The organism is Paenibacillus sp. 32352, from assembly GCF_002042965.1.
Classification (GTDB): Bacteria; Bacillota; Bacilli; order Paenibacillales; family NBRC-103111; genus Paenibacillus_S; species Paenibacillus_S vulneris.
In genome coordinates, this window is the sequence record NZ_MZNT01000004.1 from 434550 (window position 1) to 452412 (window position 17863).

Here is a 17863-nt window from a genome sequence, read left to right on the forward strand (position 1 = left end):
TGGTAAAACCTGTGCTTATCCAACCTCTGTAAATAACTCCCTAACTCTACTATTCTACCAAAAAATAAAGAATCGTGGGAAAGGGATGTTTTGGATTAGTATATCATACCATGGGAACTTAGAACATTCGTTCTTATCCATGGTGACTGAAAAAGATGCGCCCGGGAGTACACCCCATTCGCTTAAGCCTTTTGGTCGTAACCGGACCCTCCTTGCGATAGACGGCGCTTCATCGCCTATAATACAAAAAAACCGGGCGCAAACGCGTTCCGGTTCCAGAGTTTAAACATTTCTATGATTCGGAGAATCAGGTTCGTAAATACGTCATCAGCGGGGATACACCGGCTTCCCGGATACACTCCACAACGAGCCGGGCTATTTCAATTCCGCCGTATTCGCAAAAATGGGTATTGTCTTGAGCTCCCTCAGGCAGATTAGCCCATGTTCCGGGGTCGGCCCACATAAAAATTTCCTTGGTCGCTTCCTCACCCAGCCGCTCGAATAATTGCTTGCTCTTGGCCGCTAAATCCAAAAAGGGAACTCCCTCACGTACGGCAAGCTGACGCATCGCCTCAATGTACTCGCCATGGGTGTTGCGGATACAGTGATTTTCCTCAAAGAAACGTCTGTGCATCGGCGCTACCAGTACGGGGAAGGCTCCCCGCTCGCGGGCTCCATCTATATATTCCTTTAAATATTGCTGGTATGTGGTAAAGGGCTTCGTCCCGCCCTCATTGTCCTTCTCGTCATTGTGCGCGAACTGGATCAGCAAATAATCGGAGGGCTTTATTTTATTCCAAATGTTATTCAGCCGGTTTTCCGTAATAAAGCTCTTGGAGCTTCTTCCGGACCGCGCGTGATTGGATATGGCGATTTCCGGGCCCAGAAACTTGCCCAGCATTTGCCCCCAGCCGGCGTACGGATATTGTCCGGACGGCTGATCCGTGACTGTAGAATCTCCAGCCAGAAATAAGGTAGGCAGGTGAGGCGCGCTTTCGATTTCGATCGCTCTTACGCTTGGCGCCTCTCCCGAAACCGCAAGCTTCAGCTGACCATCCTCTACTAGCACTGCAAACGTCAACCGTTCGATTTGACCGGATTCCGTTCTAACGTTATCAAGCATGAGTCTCCCTAATCCCGCCTTGACGGTCGTCGACGAAGGTGCCTCCTGGCTCCCCAGGGTTACGGATACCCTGTAGGCTCCATAGGGAACATCCACGAGCAGCGTTGGTACAGGCTTGGCAAAGTAGTCCCCTGTCCAGGAATCCCTCAGATCCTCGTTTTTAGACGGCTTGACCGCTCTTGCATACCCGTAGCCTTTAACTGCATCGTAAGCCGCCGATTCCTGAAGCGGAATCGAATCGGAGCTTGTCTCTTCCTCATGAAGCACAAATCGATAATGAACCTTCAATTCTTCATCCCTCCTGCAGCTATTACCATAATAGTAAGCTCTGACAGAGGGCAGATCAATGTGAATTATTGAGTCTCATATGAATATCTGAAACCTCAGTTTGGCAGATAAGACAGCTGCAGGAATGTCAAAAAAAGCCCCTCTCGGCAGAAAGCTTTTTCCGCTTCCAGCCAAAGGGAGCTTTGTCTTGTGAATGAGAACTTATTTACTCTGTCATCCACACGGTTTTATCAGCCGCGGGCTTTCGTTTGCCCGGCAGCTGCTGCATATCGGGATACCCGATATAGATCAATCCGACGACCGCCTCCGATTCGTTCAAGCCGAACGCCTGCTTCATTCTCGGATGGTAAGCAGGCTCACCTGAACGCCATATAGCTCCGAGACCAAGGGCATGTGCAGTCAAAAGCATGTTCTGAACCGCGGAATGCGCTGCGGCAAATTCCTCCATTCGATTGACCTTCGGTGCTGTTGAAGGCGATACGGCAATCGCAATCACCACGGGAGCCCGGAAGGCTTTATCTCCCGCCTTGCGTCTCAATGCTTGCAGCTCCTCATCGGAAGCATGCGGAGCCGCTTCAGCCGCAATATCGGCATACGCATCGGCCAGAGCCTGTCTCCCTCCGCCCGTCATGACGAAGAAACGCCATGGCTCCGTAGCATGGTGGCTAGGGGCCCAGTTCGCAGCTTCCAGCAAAGTCTCTATCAGCTGCTTATCTACTGGGTCCTGCTTCACTTTACCTACGCTGCGACGGTCTTTAATAGCTTCCCATAAGGGCATCTTTATATCGATTAATTGATTCATTGTCGAGTCCCACCTTTTCTGTGCCGGTCCAAAGCAAGTTTTTATTTGAGAATAATTATCATTACCATTATAAGTTCGGCAAGCCTCAATTTCAAGCCCATTTGCTTCAACTAACAGCCTGATTCGGCTGCACCCCTAGCTAAACAAAAAACAGCGGATATCCAGGACGGTAGAGCTCCTGTTCACCGCTGCTTCATTAAAGGATTCGACTACTTATTTTCTTACTTGCTGCGTACTTCAAATATCGCGAATTTGAGGTAATGCCCTTCATCGACACCCAGGATACGCGGATGATCCTTACCGGCGCCGCGGAATTCGATTAAACGCAATATTTTTTTAGCGTCGACGGCTGCTGCATGAATCGTTTCCAGGAACAATTCCGGCTTCATATGATAGGAGCAGCTCGCAGTAACGAGATAGCCTCCTTCGTTGACCAGCTTCATTCCATGAAGGTTGATGTCCTTATATCCTCTGCATGCGCCTTCCACAGCGCTTCTCGTTTTGGCAAATGCCGGAGGATCAAGAATGACGACATCCCATGTCCTGCCCTTCGCCTGGATAGGCTGTGAGGTATCTACCTTCTTCTTGTCCGCTTGACCGCGCTCAGCACGCTGATCCAGCCCTCTAACCTGCTCACGCAAATATTCGAAAGCATCTGCAACGACAAATTCAACACGGTCCTCAAAGCCGTTCAGCTTGACATTCGTTCTAGCACTCTCAATTGCATGCTCGGAAATATCGAGGCAGGTAACCTTCTTGGCCCCATATTTACAGGCATTCAAAGTAAAGCTTCCCGTATGGGAGAAGCATTCCAGCACTGTCGCGCCATCCCAGTAAGGGAAGGACACCTGCTTGCCGTTGGCATTGAATGGGGCCATAACCCCTTGCCCGGCCCCGTCTTCCCCGACAACCTCTTGGAGCGCAATCCCGCTCCGTTTGCCCCATCCAAGCATCAGCGGTGCTATTGCGGCACGGTTTTCCCTTTGATCGAAGAAATAACCGGTCTTCTGTCCCTGCATGATATCAATATCCAGCAGCAGCCCGTTTTCTGTAATGCGAACATGCTGCGGACATTCTCCGTACAGCAGTCCCGTCCGCTCTTCCAGTCCTTCCAGCCCTCGTACCGACACATCGCTTCGTTCATAGATGCCGGAAGGGCGAACAACCTCTACCAGCGCAGATACAATAGCATCGCGAACCCGATCCATGCCAAGAGTCAATATTTGAACGACCAAAACATCCTCGAAACGGTCGACGATGAGTCCCGGCAAAAAGTCCGCTTCTCCGTAAACGAGCCTGTAGGAACGAGCCCCCTGCAGGAAGCGGTCTCGGTGCTCCAGACAGCGGCGAAACCGTTCTGCGAAAAATTCATGCGTCATCTCCGATGTCGGCTCATAAGAAACGATTCGGACCACAATTTGCGAGGCGGGATTCCAATAGCCGGTGGCTCCATATTGTCCCGCATGAGTGTATACATCGACCAGCTGCCCCGGCTCCGCTTCGCCCTCGAACCGCTCGACTTCCGTTTTAAAAATCCAGGGATGCCCCGCTTCAAGCCGTTTTTTTCTTTTTTTGTTTAAAAAAATAGATGCCAATGTAGCCGTTCCTCCTAATGAAACTTCCTTATACTTACTTGCCTGTGTATCGTTATGTATTTTAAAGCGGGCGAAGGATCTAATAGAAATGGAGCGCCATACAAAACCATGGGCTCCTCTCATCGGCTTAGTTCACTTCGTACCCGAGAGTATGCAAAGCCTTTTTCAAAACGCTATCGTTATTACCGTACCCGGAATGCGTCTGCTGATGCCATGCCTCCAAGGGATGCAGCCATTCGACGCCCCGAATCTCTTCAACCTGGGCTTGCAGCGTACCGCCGGTCGCCTCGACCAGAAAGTAATGAACCTCTTTATCGACCAGACCTACACCCGACATCGTAAACTGATATTTGATCGTCTCTATGGGCTCCACAATCGCTCCGACAATACCCGTTTCTTCCAAAATTTCCCTAAGTGCCGTTTGTTCGACGGTTTCTCCAGGCTCCATTTTCCCTTTGGGAAGCGTAATCTTGCCATAGCGATCCTGAATCATTTGTACATACGTTTCATTTCCGTTTTTCCGGAATACAACCCCTCCAGCAGATATTTCTTTCATGCGGCCCACCCTTTCCGTTTAGTTGAGAAAGAACAAGGATTTCACCCTGGAACCGGAATGAAATCCTTGCTTATTGCTGCCCTACACGATCAAAGCGCGAGACATTTCAGGAAGACGCAGCAGCTGTCCGCGGGACTCATTCACTCCCGCTTCCGTTACCTTCACCTTACATACGCTGCCGATCCAATCTTCGCTGCCTTCAAACACAAGCTGAATGTAGTTATCGGAATATCCCATAATGAGGCCGCTGGTAGCCTCCCCTTTATGAGCGCGCTCCGGAATCACCTCAAGGACTTGGCCGACAAATTGCTTGGCATAGGCCAGCTGCATCCGTTCGGACAAATCGATCAGCTCGTGCACACGTGCATTTTTGATTTCCTCGTCAATCTGATCCTCCATCCGCGCCGCAGGAGTTCCTGTGCGTTTGGAGTAAGGGAACACATGCATTTCAGAGAACTGCATTTGCTCCATGAAACGATATCCTTCGCGGAACATTTCGTCCGTTTCCCCTGGGAAGCCGACGATAACATCCGTCGTAATAGCCACGCCGGGCATAATCTTATGGATTTTCTCAATTTTGCTGCCGAACTCGGCCGTCGTATATTTACGGCGCATTCTGGCCAGCACGGCGTCATGTCCCGCCTGGAGCGGAATATGCAGATGACGGCACATTTTATCCGAGCCCTGCAGAGCCTCCAGCACCTCGTCCGTAATCTGGCTTGCCTCGATCGAGCTGATCCGAATACGCTTCAGCCCGTCCACTTTATCCAGATCCCAGAGAAGCTTCGCCAAGCTGTAGTTCTCCATATCTTCCCCATACCCGCCGGTATGAATACCTGTCAGAACAATTTCCTGATAACCGGCATCCACAAGCATCCGGGCCTGCTTCAGAACACTCTCCGGTTCCCGGCTTCTCATCAAGCCGCGGGACCAAGGAATGATACAGAACGTACAGAAGTTATTGCAGCCTTCCTGGATTTTCAAAAACGCTCTTGTCCGGTCTGCAAAGTCGGGAACGTCCAGCTCTTCGAACTGACGGGTTTTCATGATGTTGCGAACCGCATTAATCGGCTTGCGCTCATTCTCGAGCTGCTGCACGTAAGGAATGATTTTATCACGATCCTGAGTACCGATAACAAGATCGACACCCGGAATAGCCATAATTTCCGCCGGGGACGTCTGCGCATAACAGCCTGTAACCGCTATGATCGCTTCCGGGTTGCGGCGAACCGCGCGACGAATCATCTGCCTGCTCTTCTTATCGCCCGTATTCGTTACGGTACAAGTGTTGATAACATATACATCCGCGGTTGACTCGAAATCGACCTGCTCATAGCCTTCATGCTTGAACAGCTGCCAAATCGCTTCCGTATCGTAAAAATTAACTTTACAGCCTAACGTATGAAACGCAACTGTAGGCATCTTCGTTATCCTCCCATCTCTCCGGTTTCGTACAAAATACACGTAAGACCAACCATTGCTGCCGTTTCCGTCCGCAATATACGTCTTCCCAAGCTGACGGAACGGCATCCCGCCGCTTCCGCCGCTTGCACTTCCTGCTCGGTAAAGCCGCCTTCAGGGCCAATGACAAGCATCAGCTTCAATCGCTGGCCCAAATTGCCTGTTCCTTCACCATCGGCTGAATCTATACGAAACGCTTTGCTCTTGGACAAAGCTTCTTGGATTTGTTCTTTGAATGCAATTCCCGATTCCTTCTCATAGCAGATCCAGGCCGCATCCATTTGCGGGATCAGCTGCAGCAGCTGCTTCCATGAATGAGGCGCCTCTACAGCGGGCACCCGGTTGCGGTGAGCCTGCTCGGCGGCCTCCTTGGCAATTTTTTGCCAGCGTTCGATCCGTTTTCCTTCTTTTTTCGCATCTAACTGAACGACCGTTCTCTCCGATACGAAGGGAACAAACCGGTCTGCGCCGATTTCGGTCCCTTTTTGAATAACGAGCTCCATCTTGTCGCCCTTGGGCAAGCTTTGCGCTATCCAAACCTCTACCGCAGGCTCATGGGTCATAGGCAGCCATTCGAGAATGTCTGCTTCCACTCTGTCCTTTGCAGGCTCTCTAAGGCGGACCAGCGCCTCGCGGCTCATGCCGTCGCTGACAATGACTTGATCGCCTGCCTTGGCACGCATGACACGGCTCAAATGGTGGGCATCATCTCCGACTATGGCTACGGACGATTCCAGGAAAAGCTCGGGTGCAATAAAGTAACGCTGCATGGTCTTCTCTACTTTCTCTTTCACATATCAACTGCTTGAGCATCAAATTTCATCATACAACTTTTTTTATGAAAAAGCCACCGTTTACAGCAATACCCGAATGACGGCAGCTGTTTCCTGTACGTTGCTATTTCCCGAATATGAACAAAACAACGCGGTTCAGCGCGTCCAATATATCCCACTGCAGAGCAAAAACCGGTCCTATCGTTACGCGGCGAATCGGCGGAATGAAGAACATCAGCAAAATAGCGTAAAACAGCCATTGCTCATAGGCCTTTATCTTCATCATGATAGAAGTCGGGAGCAGATCCTCGACAATCCGGTAGCCGTCCAACGGAGGCAGCGGCAGCAAATTCAGGATAAACAGAAAAATATTTTGCAATATCATCAGATTGAAAAACAATTTCACCGCCATACCAACGCCGTTCGATGCATGGTCCAGCGCTTGGTATTTCATCAGCAAATAAAAAATAATAAGACTGATAAAGGCAAGAACAAGATTGCTGACCGGACCGGCGGCCGATACGATAATCCCCATGAGACGCGGATTTTTGAAGCGGGAACGGTTCACCAGCACCGGCTTCGCCCACCCGATTCCAATGATCAGAAAAAAGATCATCCCGAGCCAATCCAGATGGACCCTCGGGTTTAACGTAAGCCGACCCATGGAACGGGGAGTCGGGTCCCCGAACCGGTCAGCGAAAAATGCGTGTGCAAATTCATGCACCGTAAAGCCGATCAGCAGCACAACAAATACAAACGGAAGCTGCTCAACCGGAAACGGCAAGAACGAGTTCCAATCCATAGACTCCACCTACAGCTTTCGGGCGATGATAACGACCCAATCTTGGTCTTCATGGCATTCGGTTACCGTGAATCCGGCCTCCGCCAGCCCTTTTTCTACGTCATCCTGCTTGCTCTTGATAATCCCGGAAACCACATAGGTGCCTCCAGGGGCCAATACATCGTAGACATCCTTCACAAACAGGAGGATGATCTCCGCCAAAATATTAGCGACAACCACCTGAACCGGGATTTTCACGCCCAGAGATGCCTCCGAGCCTTCCGCTTCGCTTTCTCTCAAAACCCCAAGCAAGTCGGACAATTTGACGGTTATGTTTGACTCCAATCCATTCAACCTTGCGTTCTCCGTAGCACTTGATACAGCTACCGGGTCCAGGTCCACGGCTAATGCATGCTTGGCCCCCAGCTTGGATGCTGCAATAGCAAGGACGCCGGAGCCTGTTCCCACGTCGATAACGTCCTCCCCGCCTTGAATAACCTTCTCCAGCGTTCTCAGGCAGAGGGAGGTAGTAGCGTGAGTCCCCGTACCAAATGCCATGCCAGGATCAAGCTCGATAATCAGCTCCTCAGGGGTTGGCTGATAGTCCTCCCAGGTCGGCTTGATCGTCAATCGTTCGGAAATGCGCAAAGGCTTGAAATACTGCTTCCACGCGTTAGCCCAATCCTCGTCGTCCACTTCTTTCAGCTCATAAGTCGGGCTTCCCGTATCGATATCATAATCAGCCAGCTGCTCTACCGACCGCTTCAGTGATTCCATAATGGAATCCATCTCTGTCGTGTCGGAAAAATAGCCCTTGATAACGGCACGTCCTTCCGGGATATCGTTAAGAGGAAGCTCATACCATTGCCCAAGGGAAGTATCTCTTTGTTTGTTCAAGGTCCCCGATTCCTCTATCGATACTCCGCCCGCTCCGAGCTCATGGATAAAATTCGTAATCATCTCAATTGCTTCTTCTGTCGTATGTACGGTAACTTCATGCCAGCGCATGTCTAAAATCCTCCCTAAACGTTCAACTATGGCAATGCACATGATTCCCAGTATACAATAATTCCGGCAAACAAAAAAGCTTCCCCATTAAGGAAGCTTTGATTGGTCTTATAATTTCCCCCCGGCCTCGGTAATGACGCGAAGGGCTTGCTCATAATAAGGTTCGTTCACAACAACCGTTAGTACGGCATCCATTCTGTCAGTTCCGTTAAAGCCCCCGCCGAACACTTCTTCCATAGGCGCGCTCATTCCGCTGGCATCGACGCTAGCCGCAGTAAGAATGCGTTCGTCTATCCCTTGACCTTCATTTCCATAGGTTAAAAAGGAAAGTCCGGGAAACGTTCCTGTCGCTGGATTCATCGATTCGCTGACACCTGCGGCAGCGTTATGATGAATTGCATCCACGGATACGTCGACGACCCTAAGAGCCTTTAGCTTCGGAACGATACGTTCCGCTTGATCGGGGGATTGAAAGAAAGCCATAATACTCTTCTCAGCCATAATCAGCTTGCCTCCTGTCGGCTTGCCTAGGACTGCTGACGTGCATCCGCCTGCTCTGCGCGTTCACGAGCCTCCAGATCCTCTTCGTCAGCAAATTCGGCATTATATTCAACATCTTCGTTTTTGGCAACGGGAAGCTTCTTGTTAGATTGAAGCGGCTGCTTCTTTCCAGACATCATGCGTCTCTCCTTCCGAGTAAGTGAATGCGAATGTGGATTAAGACTCCTTCTATTGTCCGCAAAAACATGGTTTCTATGCATAAGAAGTCCCTATTAAGCTGGGCCAAGGCTGCGGAGCCGATTCAGGTATTTTACGGAGGATCTGAAAATAAATAAAAAACACACTAACAGGAGCTCCTGTCAGTGTGTTCAGCTTATTCGCCCAAAAACGCTTTTTTCATGCGTTCAAAAATGGACTGCTGCTGCTCGTGCGTATTTTCTCCGTTGAGCCGCGAAAACTCGCGAAGCAGCTCTTTTTGTTCCTCGTTCAGATGGGTAGGCGTTACGACGACGACCTTCACATGCTGGTCCCCTTGCCCGTAGCCTCTTAGGCGGGGCACGCCTTTCCCCTTCAGGCGGAAATACGTATCGGTCTGCGTTCCGGCAGGGATTTTCAGCTTCACCTTTTCCGTCAGCGTAGGGATTTCAATCTCATCACCCAATGCCGCTTGTGCGAACGTCAGCGGAATTTCGCAATAAATATCGTCACCCTCGCGTTCGAAGAAATCATGCGGCTTTACGCGAATAACCACATACAAGTCTCCCGGAGGACCTCCGCGAATCCCTGCTTCCCCTTCGCCGGAAACACGCAGCTGTGCTCCATCGTCCACACCCGCAGGAATATTCAGGTGAATCGTACGCTGCTTCTTCACCTTTCCGGAGCCGTGGCAGGTACCGCATTTTTCCTTGATCGTTACGCCTTGACCGCCGCAGGCCGAACATACACGGCGGTTGACGATCCGGCCAAAAGCCGTGTTCTGAACCACTTCCTGTTGACCTGTACCTTTACAAACCGTACATGTCTCCGGCTTGGTTCCAGGCTTCGCACCGTTGCCGTGGCAGGTATCGCAGGTTTCCGTGCGAGGAATATGAATATCGGTTTCTTTACCGAATACAGCCTCTTTAAATTCGATGGTCAGCGTGTACTGCAAATCGTTCCCGCGCTGAGGAGCGTTCGGGTTACGACGCTGTCCGCCTCCGCCAAAGAACATATCGAACAGATCGCCAAAGCCGCCAAAATCCGCGCCTGCGCCGCCGCCCATGCCCTGGTTCGGGTCAACATGGCCGAAACGGTCGTACTGCGCTTTCTTTTGATCATCGCTCAGAACGTCATAGGCTTCCTTCGCTTCTTTGAACTTTTGTTCGGCGTCTGGAGCTTTATTAACGTCCGGATGGAATTTTCGGGCCATTTGGCGATAAGCCTTCTTGATATCATCTTGCGAAGCATCCTTGCTTACCCCAAGTACCTCGTAATAATCGCGTTTGCTCATTGTTCCACTCCCATTCTTAAAGCCATGAGAAAAACGTCTAACGACGTTCTTTCATAAATGCGCGACCTCGTTCATCGCGGTTTTTATCGCCAATAGGAAATCCTTTCACCTGGGAAATCATCGTAGTGAAACAACATTTCCTATATGGTGATAATTGCTAACCAGGCAGGATGAACGACTTGAACGTGTGTGCTGCAGCCTGTATCCCAAGCATGACGTTATCGCAGATAGCCGAAATTCCTAATCAACATACGGAAAGTCAAAGCCGACAGGCAGCTTTGACCTTTCCATACGCTATAGGGTTGAACTACCGTGAATTAGCCTTGCTTTTTGTCGTCTACAACTTCAAAATCCGCGTCTACGACATTCTCTTTTTTAGGCGCACCTTCTGCACCGGCTGCACCCGCAGAGCCTGCTTGCGCTTGCTGAGCTTGCTCATACAGCTTGACGGAAAGCTGTTGAACAACTTCAGTCAGCTCATCCGTGGCCGCTTTGATTTCGTCCAGGTTGTCGCCTTCCAGAGCTTTTTTCACTTTTTCTTTTGCGGCATTCGCTTTATCGATTTCACCTTGGTCGACTTTGTCGCCAAGATCTTTAATCGTTTTATCTACAGAGTATACCAGCTGATCGGCATTGTTGCGAGCCTCTACCAACTCTTTCCGTTTACGGTCCTCATCAGCATGAGCTTCCGCGTCCTTCATCATGCGGTCGATTTCATCATCTGACAAGCCGCTGGAGGAGGTGATGGTAATTTTTTGGCTCTTGCCTGTTCCTTTATCCGTAGCGTTTACGTTAACGATACCGTTGGCGTCGATATCGAAGGTAACTTCGATTTGCGGGATTCCGCGCGGAGCCGGAGGAATATCGCCCAGAATGAAGCGGCCCAATGTCTTGTTGTCGCTAGCCATGGAGCGCTCCCCTTGGAGCACGTGAATTTCAACGCTAGGCTGATTGTCAGCATATGTGGTGAACACCTGCGATTTGGTTGTAGGGATCGTCGTATTGCGCTCGATCATTTTCGTAAATACGCCGCCTGCAGTTTCGATACCCAAAGACAATGGAGTTACGTCCAGAAGAACAACGTCTTTTACGTCGCCTGTCAATACGCCTGCTTGAACGGCAGCGCCCAATGCAACGACTTCGTCAGGGTTAACACCTTTATGCGGCTCTTTGCCGATCAAACGTTTTACAGCTTCTTGAACGGCAGGAATACGAGTAGATCCGCCGACAAGTACCACTTTGTCGATTTGGCTTGCAGACAAGCCAGCATCGCTTAGCGCTTGGCGAGTAGGCCCCATAGTTCTTTCAACTAGGGAAGCGGAGATCTCTTCGAATTTGGCACGAGTCAGGTTGATCTCCAAGTGCTGAGGAACTCCATCCACTACCGTGATGAACGGCAGGGAAATCGTCGTCGTCAACACGCCGGAAAGCTCTTTCTTCGCTTTTTCCGCAGCGTCCTTCAAACGTTGAACTGCCGCTTTATCTTTGCTCAGGTCGATGCCCTGCTCTTTTTTGAACTCGGCTACCAAATAATCGATGATGACCTGGTCGAAGTCGTCACCGCCCAGACGGTTGTCACCGCTGGTTGCTTTAACTTCGAAGAAGCCGTCGCCCAGCTCAAGAATAGAAACGTCGAACGTACCGCCGCCCAAGTCGTATACGAGGATCGTTTGGTCTTCGGATTTCTCCATACCGTATGCCAATGCAGCCGCAGTAGGCTCGTTGACGATACGAAGAACTTCAAGACCTGCAATTTTACCGGCATCCTTCGTTGCTTGACGCTGGCTGTCGTTGAAATAAGCCGGAACGGTAATAACCGCTTGGGTTACCGTAGTTCCAAGGTATGCTTCTGCATCAGCTTTCAGCTTTTGCAAAATCATTGCGGAAATTTCTTGAGGTGTATATTCTTTACCGTCAATCACTTCTTTATGGTTTGTACCCATATGACGTTTAATCGAAATGACCGTACGGTCCGGGTTCGTGATGGCTTGACGCTTTGCCGTCTCCCCAACGATACGCTCTCCGTCTTTTTTGAAGCCGACTACGGATGGAGTTGTACGGTTGCCTTCCGCATTGGGAATAACAACAGCTTCTCCGCCTTCCATTACGGCCACGCAAGAGTTTGTTGTTCCTAAGTCAATACCGATAACTTTACTCATGTTGGATTAAACCTCCTTTAATTTACAAACGGTCGCATGATGCGCTGATGAAGCATTGTTGTCATGATAGATGACGGTGAAAAATGCGTTTCCTCAGGCAATAAAGGAATGGGGTTCGCGTTAAGCCATAGGCCCTCTTACTTAAACTGGGTCTAGGAGCTTACTTTCACCATGGCAGGACGCAGTACTTTATCCTTCAGCATGTAGCCTTTTTGTACTTCCTCCACTACGATGCCTTCCTCGTGCTCATCGGATTCCACCTGCATAATCGCTTGGTGGAACTCGGGATTAAACGGTTGTCCTACGGCATCCATAGCTTTCAAGCCTTCGTTTGCTAGAACTTGATCCAATTGGCGGAAAATCATATCGACGCCCTTCAGCAGCGCATCGTAATCTTTACTGTCTCTGCCAACAGCCAAAGCTCTATCGAAGTTATCTACTACCGGAAGAAGCTGCTCAACCAGCTTCATGGAAGCATACTTGGCGAACTCCTCTTTCTCCTGACGCGTGCGTCTTCTGAAGTTATCAAAATCCGCTTGCGCACGAAGGAGACGCTGGTAATTCTCTTCTGCCTGCTGGCGAAGCTGCTCCAGCTCGTTCGATGGCTCGCTTGCTGCTTCTGCTTGTTCTGCTTCAGTTCCGGCATTTTCGTTATATGTAGCGTCAACCTCTTGCCCGTTGTCCGCTTGTTCTTCGAATTGGTTTTTGTGTTCAGTACTCAATCTCTGTCACCTCCTTAATCTGAATCCGATAAGGTTCTATTTATTTATTTTAACCAAGCCATCCCTGATGTAAGCAATCATAGATGATGGAGCTGCGGGTGACCGGATAAAAGCTATTCTTCAGCGCGGGCCTGCTTCATCTTGATAACCGTATGAATGCGAAGCACTGCCGCGGCCACCTCTCCCGCTGCCTGCAGAGCATGCAGCTTCACATGAGCGGGATCGACGATGCCGTGCTCCAGCATGTCGATAACCAATCCGGTATCGCAATCGATGCCGAGTGCATCGGAGCCCGCGTTAATCTGCGCCGCCTTGACCTCTTCGACCTTCTCCAGCGGGTTGTATCCCGCGTTGACAACGATCTGGGCCAGCGGCTTGCGAAGCGCTTGAGCTACGGCGGCTACGCCGAAGCCTTCCATTCCCTGGATCGTCTCTCTCAAGCGATCCAGCTCGTAGGCCGCGGCCATTTCGGCTGCGCCCCCGCCAGGCAGACAGCCGCCGCGCAGTGCGGCCTGTACCGCCGAAGCGGCGTCCTTGGCGATGCGCAGGCGTTCGCCTACCACTTCGCTTGTGCTGGCGCCGACGACGATCGTCACCTGCGTCCTGCCTTTGCCCTCGGCCATCCGGACGCATTCAAGCCGCTCATCGTACGAGACACGGCCCGCGAAGCCGAGATAGCCTGCCAGCTCGGAGGACGGCTTGCGCAGCCCGCTGCGCCGAATCGGGCGGGCCCCCGTATATTCGCAGATCAGCCTCAAGTCCGATCTCGGCACGCGCTGTACGACCATAATGCCATGGTCCGTACAGAACTGCTCCGCCTCGGCGTTCACACCCCGATCGGCAACAATAAGTCCAACCTGCAGCTCTACGAGCTTCTCGAGCGATTTGCGAAACTGCTCCTTCAGCTGCATTTGCTTCTGGAAGCCCGCTTCGGTCATCAGCGCTTCCTCATCGATCGTTTCCGGCTCGAATGCGTCCTGAAACACCAGAACCGAAGCGGCGTCCGGCGGGAATTCGAGCTGGGAATTGATCGGCTTCTTCTGAATCAGGAGGCCGGGCCACACTTCGCTAACCGCCCGGCTGTGAGAAATCACGACATCCGCATAACGGAAGTTTTCCTCCTGCAGCTTATGAACCCCGAGCCGTCGGACTCCCTCCAGGACCAGCTCCGCCAGGTCGGAATGCTCGCGGCCGGCAATATAGCCTATGCGATACAACAGCGGATCCTTTAAGCCCTCGATCCGCCTGCTCCGCTTGGCAAGGGATTCCAGCGCTGCAGCGACCCCCTGCTGAATCCCTTTAACGACTTTGGCTACAGGCACCCCGCGCGTCACCTGATTGACTCCCTCGGCTACCAGCGCTCCGGCCAGAACCGTAGCTGTCGTCGTTCCATCGCCGACCTGCTGCTGCTGCGAGCGTGCGACCTGAATCAGGAGGCGCGCCGCCGGGTGCGTAACGTCCATCTTCTCCAGTATGGTAACGCCGTCATTCGTAATAATGACCTCGCCCTGTCCGCCGACCAGCATCGTATCAAGCCCTTTGGGCCCGAGCGTACCTTCGACAGCCGAACAAATTGCGCGGATGGCCCCCGCGTTATTCAACAGCGTAGCATACGTATCATCGCTTTCGTGCGTGACAGGTTTCATCTGACTCATTTATACCATCGCTCCAGCATCAAGGTCATATCTTTGGACAAGTGATCGAGCAAATTGATCACTTTGCCGTAATCCATCCGGGTAGGTCCGAGAATCCCTACGGTACCGAGGTGCTTGCCTTCAAACGAATAGGATGCGGTTATCAAGGAGCAATCGTTGATAGCCTCGAACGAGTTTTCACTGCCGATTCTGACTTGTATACCTGTAGGCGTCCCTGTAATGAGCTTAGCAAGTACAGGTGTCTCCGCCAGCAGATCGAGAATGCTCTTGACCTTCTCCATATTTTGGAATTCAGGCTGGGTCAGCATATTGGTTGTGCCGCCCAGCACGATACGGTTCTCATCGTCGTGCTCGACGACATTGTTCAGCATCGCTATCAGCTCTTCATAGCCTGTCACGTAGCTGCGCATTTCTTCTCCAATCTCGCTGAACAGCTTGGATTTAAAATGCAGCAGCGGTACGTTTTGCATCCTGATATTAAGCAGATTGACGAATTTCTCAATCTCCGAAACCGATATTCCTTCCGGAATCGTCACCGTCTTGTTCTCGACATGTCCCGTATTCGTAACAATAATAGCGACAGCCGTACGGTCGTTCAACGGAACGATCTGCAGATGGCGCAGCGTAGTGCTGAACATTTCCGGACCCATAACAATCGATGTATAATTAGTAAGATTGGACAACATCATCGCCACATGCTGGATGACTTGCTCCATCTCTTGCATCTTTTCTGAAAAGAACGATTTGAGCGCCTCCACCTCATGCTGCGCAAGGCTGCCGAAGGTGACCAGATGGTCAACATAATAACGGTAGCCTTTGTGGGATGGTATTCGTCCTGCAGACGTATGCGGCTGCTCCAAATAGCCCATTTCCTCCAAATCGGACATTTCATTACGAATGGTGGCAGGGCTGAATCCCACATTTCCGCGCTTGGAAATACTGCGGGAGCCTACCGGCTCTGCTGAACGAATATAATCATCTACGATAGCACTTAAAATTTGCCGCTGGCGTTCGGTCAACATATTCAACCCTCCCAAATGATTACCAGGATTTACATGATTATTTCGCCGTTAGCACTCCGAACTGTTGAGTGCTAAATCATAATACAAAAATAACAGACCCGAAGGTCTGTGTCAAGTCAATCCAGCCGCTTCAAAACGGCTATTTCATCGCAGCAATGCTGCTTTTTGCAGTGAATGCAGTCGCGCCATACCTTCTCGGGAAAAATCTCCTTCTGTACGACCGTAAAGCCGTTTTTCTCAAAGAAGGATACTTCGTAGGTCAATGCCATCACCTTAGGGATTTCCTGGCGTCTTGCTTCTTCGATCAGAGTGTCAACCAGGGAACTTCCGATTCCTTGTCCCTTGTATCCTCCCGTCACGCCCAGCGAGCGAATCTCAACCAGATCCTGTCCTAACCGCGTTAAGGAACCGCAGCCGACCAAACGGTCTTCTATAACAGCCACAACAAAGGTATCCAGCTGCTCGATCAAGGTTTCTCTCGATCTTGGAAGCATAATCCCTTGCTCTGCATATCCTTGTATAATTTCATATAATGTTTCAATATCGTCTTCTGTTGCTTTTCTGCATGTGACTGCCATAGAAAACCCACCATTCATAGAAAAAATAAGATATGAATAAATATACAACAAGACGTATAAAGAATTCAATAAGAAAAATGCTCACTCCTGAAAATTTCAGGAAAGGGTCGACCGTGCAAAGCTCAGTCCCTCTTTACGGTTCCTCCGCCGGGATATACTCCTAATGACGAGTGGTTGTCCCCTTATGCTATTCGCTTAAAAACGCCCCGAATACTTCATTTCCGAGCAATATCCCTTGCGGCGACAAACGGTATCCGCTCTCCGTCAATTCCAGCAGGTTCTGCCCGATAAGCCTGTTTAACTCGGTCCCGAAGACCGATTCCAGCTCCCGCCCGAATTGCCGCTGAAAGTCCGCCCGGTTAACGCCGCGAAGCAGACGCAGACCGACCATCATGAAATCCTCCATGGCATCCTGCTCGCTGATCTCATACCTTTCAAGGATTGGCAGTCCGTCACGCGTTGCATCGATATAAGGCTGTACCCCTTTAATATTAATGTGGCGGTTGCCGTACGTATAGCCGTGAGCGCCGGCACCGATGCCGTAGTAGCTGCGGTTCAGCCAGTACATGCTGTTGTGTCGGCTCTCAAAGCCGGGCTTGGCAAAATTGCTGATCTCATACTGCGAATATCCGGCATTCTTCAAACGATCCATAATAAGCAGGAACATATTCAGCTCTTCATCCTCCTCCGGCAAAGGAAGCTGATTTTTCTGGTAGAGCGTATGGAACAGCGTATTCTCCTCCACCTTCAGGCTGTAAATGGAGTAATGAGGCAAATTCAACGCCAGAGCCTTGTCTATAGTATCGTTCAAAATGCCAACTGTCTGCTTCGGAAGTCCGAACATCAAATCGATGGACATGTTGGTGAAGCCGACCTTGCGGGCATTTTCCAGACTGCGGTACACATCGTCGGTATTATGAATGCGTCCGATCCCTTCCAGCAGCCCGTTATCAAACGACTGCACGCCGAAGCTGATCCGGTTGACGCCGCCTTCCTTCATGGCCTGAAGCTTCTCCAAGTCCGTTGTTCCCGGGTTCGCCTCCATTGAAAATTCGATGTGCGGGGACCGGTTAGGGAAATACGTTCGGACTCTTCGCAAAAAGCTCTCCATTTGATCTGGCAGCAATACGGTCGGAGTTCCGCCCCCAACAAAGATCGTCTCAATTTCGCCGGGCGGTACTGCAGCTACGGTCTGCTCCATCTCCCTCTCCAGCGCATCCAAATAATCCATCACCGGCTGGCCCTTCAATACGAACGAGTTAAAATCGCAGTAATGGCATTTATTCGTGCAAAACGGGATGTGAATATATACAGCCTGCGGCGTTTCCTGACGCTGGTACATCATTTCAC

General features: G+C 50.8%; 17 protein-coding genes. All 17 read right to left on the reverse strand.

Annotated elements, in window-relative coordinates:
- Positions 1-307: 307 nt before the first annotated feature.
- On the reverse strand, positions 308-1411 hold the full coding sequence (locus B1728_RS12640; RefSeq protein ID WP_079910560.1) for a rhamnogalacturonan acetylesterase: 1104 nt from the start codon (positions 1409-1411) through the stop codon (positions 308-310).
- Positions 1412-1616: 205 nt separating this feature from the next.
- Positions 1617-2213, reverse strand: a complete 597-nt coding sequence (locus B1728_RS12645) for a nitroreductase family protein (protein ID WP_256865337.1) — start codon at positions 2211-2213, stop codon at positions 1617-1619.
- Between the two features lie 221 nt (positions 2214-2434).
- Positions 2435-3808, reverse strand: coding sequence for a class I SAM-dependent rRNA methyltransferase (locus B1728_RS12650; RefSeq protein ID WP_079910561.1), 1374 nt, complete (start codon positions 3806-3808; stop codon positions 2435-2437).
- 127 nt (positions 3809-3935) lie between these two features.
- Positions 3936-4364, reverse strand: a complete 429-nt coding sequence (locus tag B1728_RS12655; protein WP_079910562.1) for an NUDIX hydrolase — start codon at positions 4362-4364, stop codon at positions 3936-3938.
- A gap of 81 nt (positions 4365-4445) precedes the next feature.
- Positions 4446-5786, reverse strand: coding sequence for a tRNA (N(6)-L-threonylcarbamoyladenosine(37)-C(2))-methylthiotransferase MtaB (mtaB, locus tag B1728_RS12660; RefSeq protein ID WP_079910563.1), 1341 nt, complete (start codon positions 5784-5786; stop codon positions 4446-4448).
- A 5-nt stretch (positions 5787-5791) separates the two neighbouring features.
- On the reverse strand, positions 5792-6595 hold the full coding sequence (locus tag B1728_RS12665; protein ID WP_079910564.1) for a 16S rRNA (uracil(1498)-N(3))-methyltransferase: 804 nt from the start codon (positions 6593-6595) through the stop codon (positions 5792-5794).
- A gap of 127 nt (positions 6596-6722) precedes the next feature.
- Positions 6723-7400 carry a site-2 protease family protein gene (locus B1728_RS12670; protein WP_079910565.1) on the reverse strand — a complete coding sequence of 226 codons (678 nt, stop codon included), beginning with the start codon at positions 7398-7400 and terminating at the stop codon, positions 6723-6725.
- 9 nt (positions 7401-7409) lie between these two features.
- A complete protein-coding gene (gene prmA, locus B1728_RS12675; RefSeq protein ID WP_079910566.1) occupies positions 7410-8387 on the reverse strand; it encodes a 50S ribosomal protein L11 methyltransferase in 978 nt (325 codons plus the stop codon).
- 108 nt (positions 8388-8495) lie between these two features.
- The gene (locus tag B1728_RS12680) at positions 8496-8888 is read right to left on the reverse strand and encodes a hypothetical protein (RefSeq protein ID WP_079910567.1); all 393 of its coding nucleotides are present in this window, start codon (positions 8886-8888) and stop codon (positions 8496-8498) included.
- Between the two features lie 26 nt (positions 8889-8914).
- Complete coding sequence (locus tag B1728_RS12685; protein WP_079910568.1) at positions 8915-9067, reverse strand: YfhD family protein; 153 nt, start codon at positions 9065-9067, stop codon at positions 8915-8917.
- Between the two features lie 194 nt (positions 9068-9261).
- Complete coding sequence (dnaJ, locus tag B1728_RS12690; protein WP_079910569.1) at positions 9262-10377, reverse strand: molecular chaperone DnaJ; 1116 nt, start codon at positions 10375-10377, stop codon at positions 9262-9264.
- A 317-nt stretch (positions 10378-10694) separates the two neighbouring features.
- Positions 10695-12536 (reverse strand): molecular chaperone DnaK, encoded by a 1842-nt coding sequence (gene dnaK / locus B1728_RS12695; protein WP_079910570.1) that lies wholly within the window; start codon positions 12534-12536, stop codon positions 10695-10697.
- Between the two features lie 152 nt (positions 12537-12688).
- The gene (grpE, locus tag B1728_RS12700; RefSeq protein ID WP_079910571.1) at positions 12689-13258 is read right to left on the reverse strand and encodes a nucleotide exchange factor GrpE; all 570 of its coding nucleotides are present in this window, start codon (positions 13256-13258) and stop codon (positions 12689-12691) included.
- A 113-nt stretch (positions 13259-13371) separates the two neighbouring features.
- On the reverse strand, positions 13372-14913 hold the full coding sequence (locus B1728_RS12705; RefSeq protein WP_079910572.1) for a TCP-1/cpn60 chaperonin family protein: 1542 nt from the start codon (positions 14911-14913) through the stop codon (positions 13372-13374).
- Positions 14910-15935, reverse strand: a complete 1026-nt coding sequence (hrcA, locus tag B1728_RS12710; protein ID WP_079910573.1) for a heat-inducible transcriptional repressor HrcA — start codon at positions 15933-15935, stop codon at positions 14910-14912. The genes B1728_RS12705 and hrcA overlap by 4 nt, the downstream gene beginning before the upstream one ends.
- A gap of 116 nt (positions 15936-16051) precedes the next feature.
- A complete protein-coding gene (locus tag B1728_RS12715) occupies positions 16052-16513 on the reverse strand; it encodes an N-acetyltransferase (RefSeq protein WP_079910574.1) in 462 nt (153 codons plus the stop codon).
- Between the two features lie 187 nt (positions 16514-16700).
- Positions 16701-17855 (reverse strand): radical SAM family heme chaperone HemW, encoded by a 1155-nt coding sequence (hemW, locus tag B1728_RS12720; RefSeq protein WP_079910647.1) that lies wholly within the window; start codon positions 17853-17855, stop codon positions 16701-16703.
- Positions 17856-17863 lie beyond the last annotated feature (8 nt).

Coding starts and splice junctions, on each gene's coding strand:
- B1728_RS12645 (WP_256865337.1), bottom strand. CDS start 2,213: ATGAATCAATTAATCGATATAAAGATGCCCTTATGGGAAGCTATTAAA.
- B1728_RS12655 (WP_079910562.1), bottom strand. CDS start 4,364: ATGAAAGAAATATCTGCTGGAGGGGTTGTATTCCGGAAAAACGGAAAT.
- mtaB (WP_079910563.1), bottom strand. CDS start 5,786: ATGCCTACAGTTGCGTTTCATACGTTAGGCTGTAAAGTTAATTTTTAC.
- B1728_RS12665 (WP_079910564.1), bottom strand. CDS start 6,595: ATGCAGCGTTACTTTATTGCACCCGAGCTTTTCCTGGAATCGTCCGTA.
- B1728_RS12670 (WP_079910565.1), bottom strand. CDS start 7,400: ATGGATTGGAACTCGTTCTTGCCGTTTCCGGTTGAGCAGCTTCCGTTT.
- prmA (WP_079910566.1), bottom strand. CDS start 8,387: ATGCGCTGGCATGAAGTTACCGTACATACGACAGAAGAAGCAATTGAG.
- B1728_RS12680 (WP_079910567.1), bottom strand. CDS start 8,888: ATGGCTGAGAAGAGTATTATGGCTTTCTTTCAATCCCCCGATCAAGCG.
- B1728_RS12685 (WP_079910568.1), bottom strand. CDS start 9,067: ATGATGTCTGGAAAGAAGCAGCCGCTTCAATCTAACAAGAAGCTTCCC.
- dnaJ (WP_079910569.1), bottom strand. CDS start 10,377: ATGAGCAAACGCGATTATTACGAGGTACTTGGGGTAAGCAAGGATGCT.
- dnaK (WP_079910570.1), bottom strand. CDS start 12,536: ATGAGTAAAGTTATCGGTATTGACTTAGGAACAACAAACTCTTGCGTG.
- B1728_RS12705 (WP_079910572.1), bottom strand. CDS start 14,913: ATGAGTCAGATGAAACCTGTCACGCACGAAAGCGATGATACGTATGCT.
- hrcA (WP_079910573.1), bottom strand. CDS start 15,935: ATGTTGACCGAACGCCAGCGGCAAATTTTAAGTGCTATCGTAGATGAT.
- B1728_RS12715 (WP_079910574.1), bottom strand. CDS start 16,513: ATGGCAGTCACATGCAGAAAAGCAACAGAAGACGATATTGAAACATTA.
- hemW (WP_079910647.1), bottom strand. CDS start 17,855: ATGTACCAGCGTCAGGAAACGCCGCAGGCTGTATATATTCACATCCCG.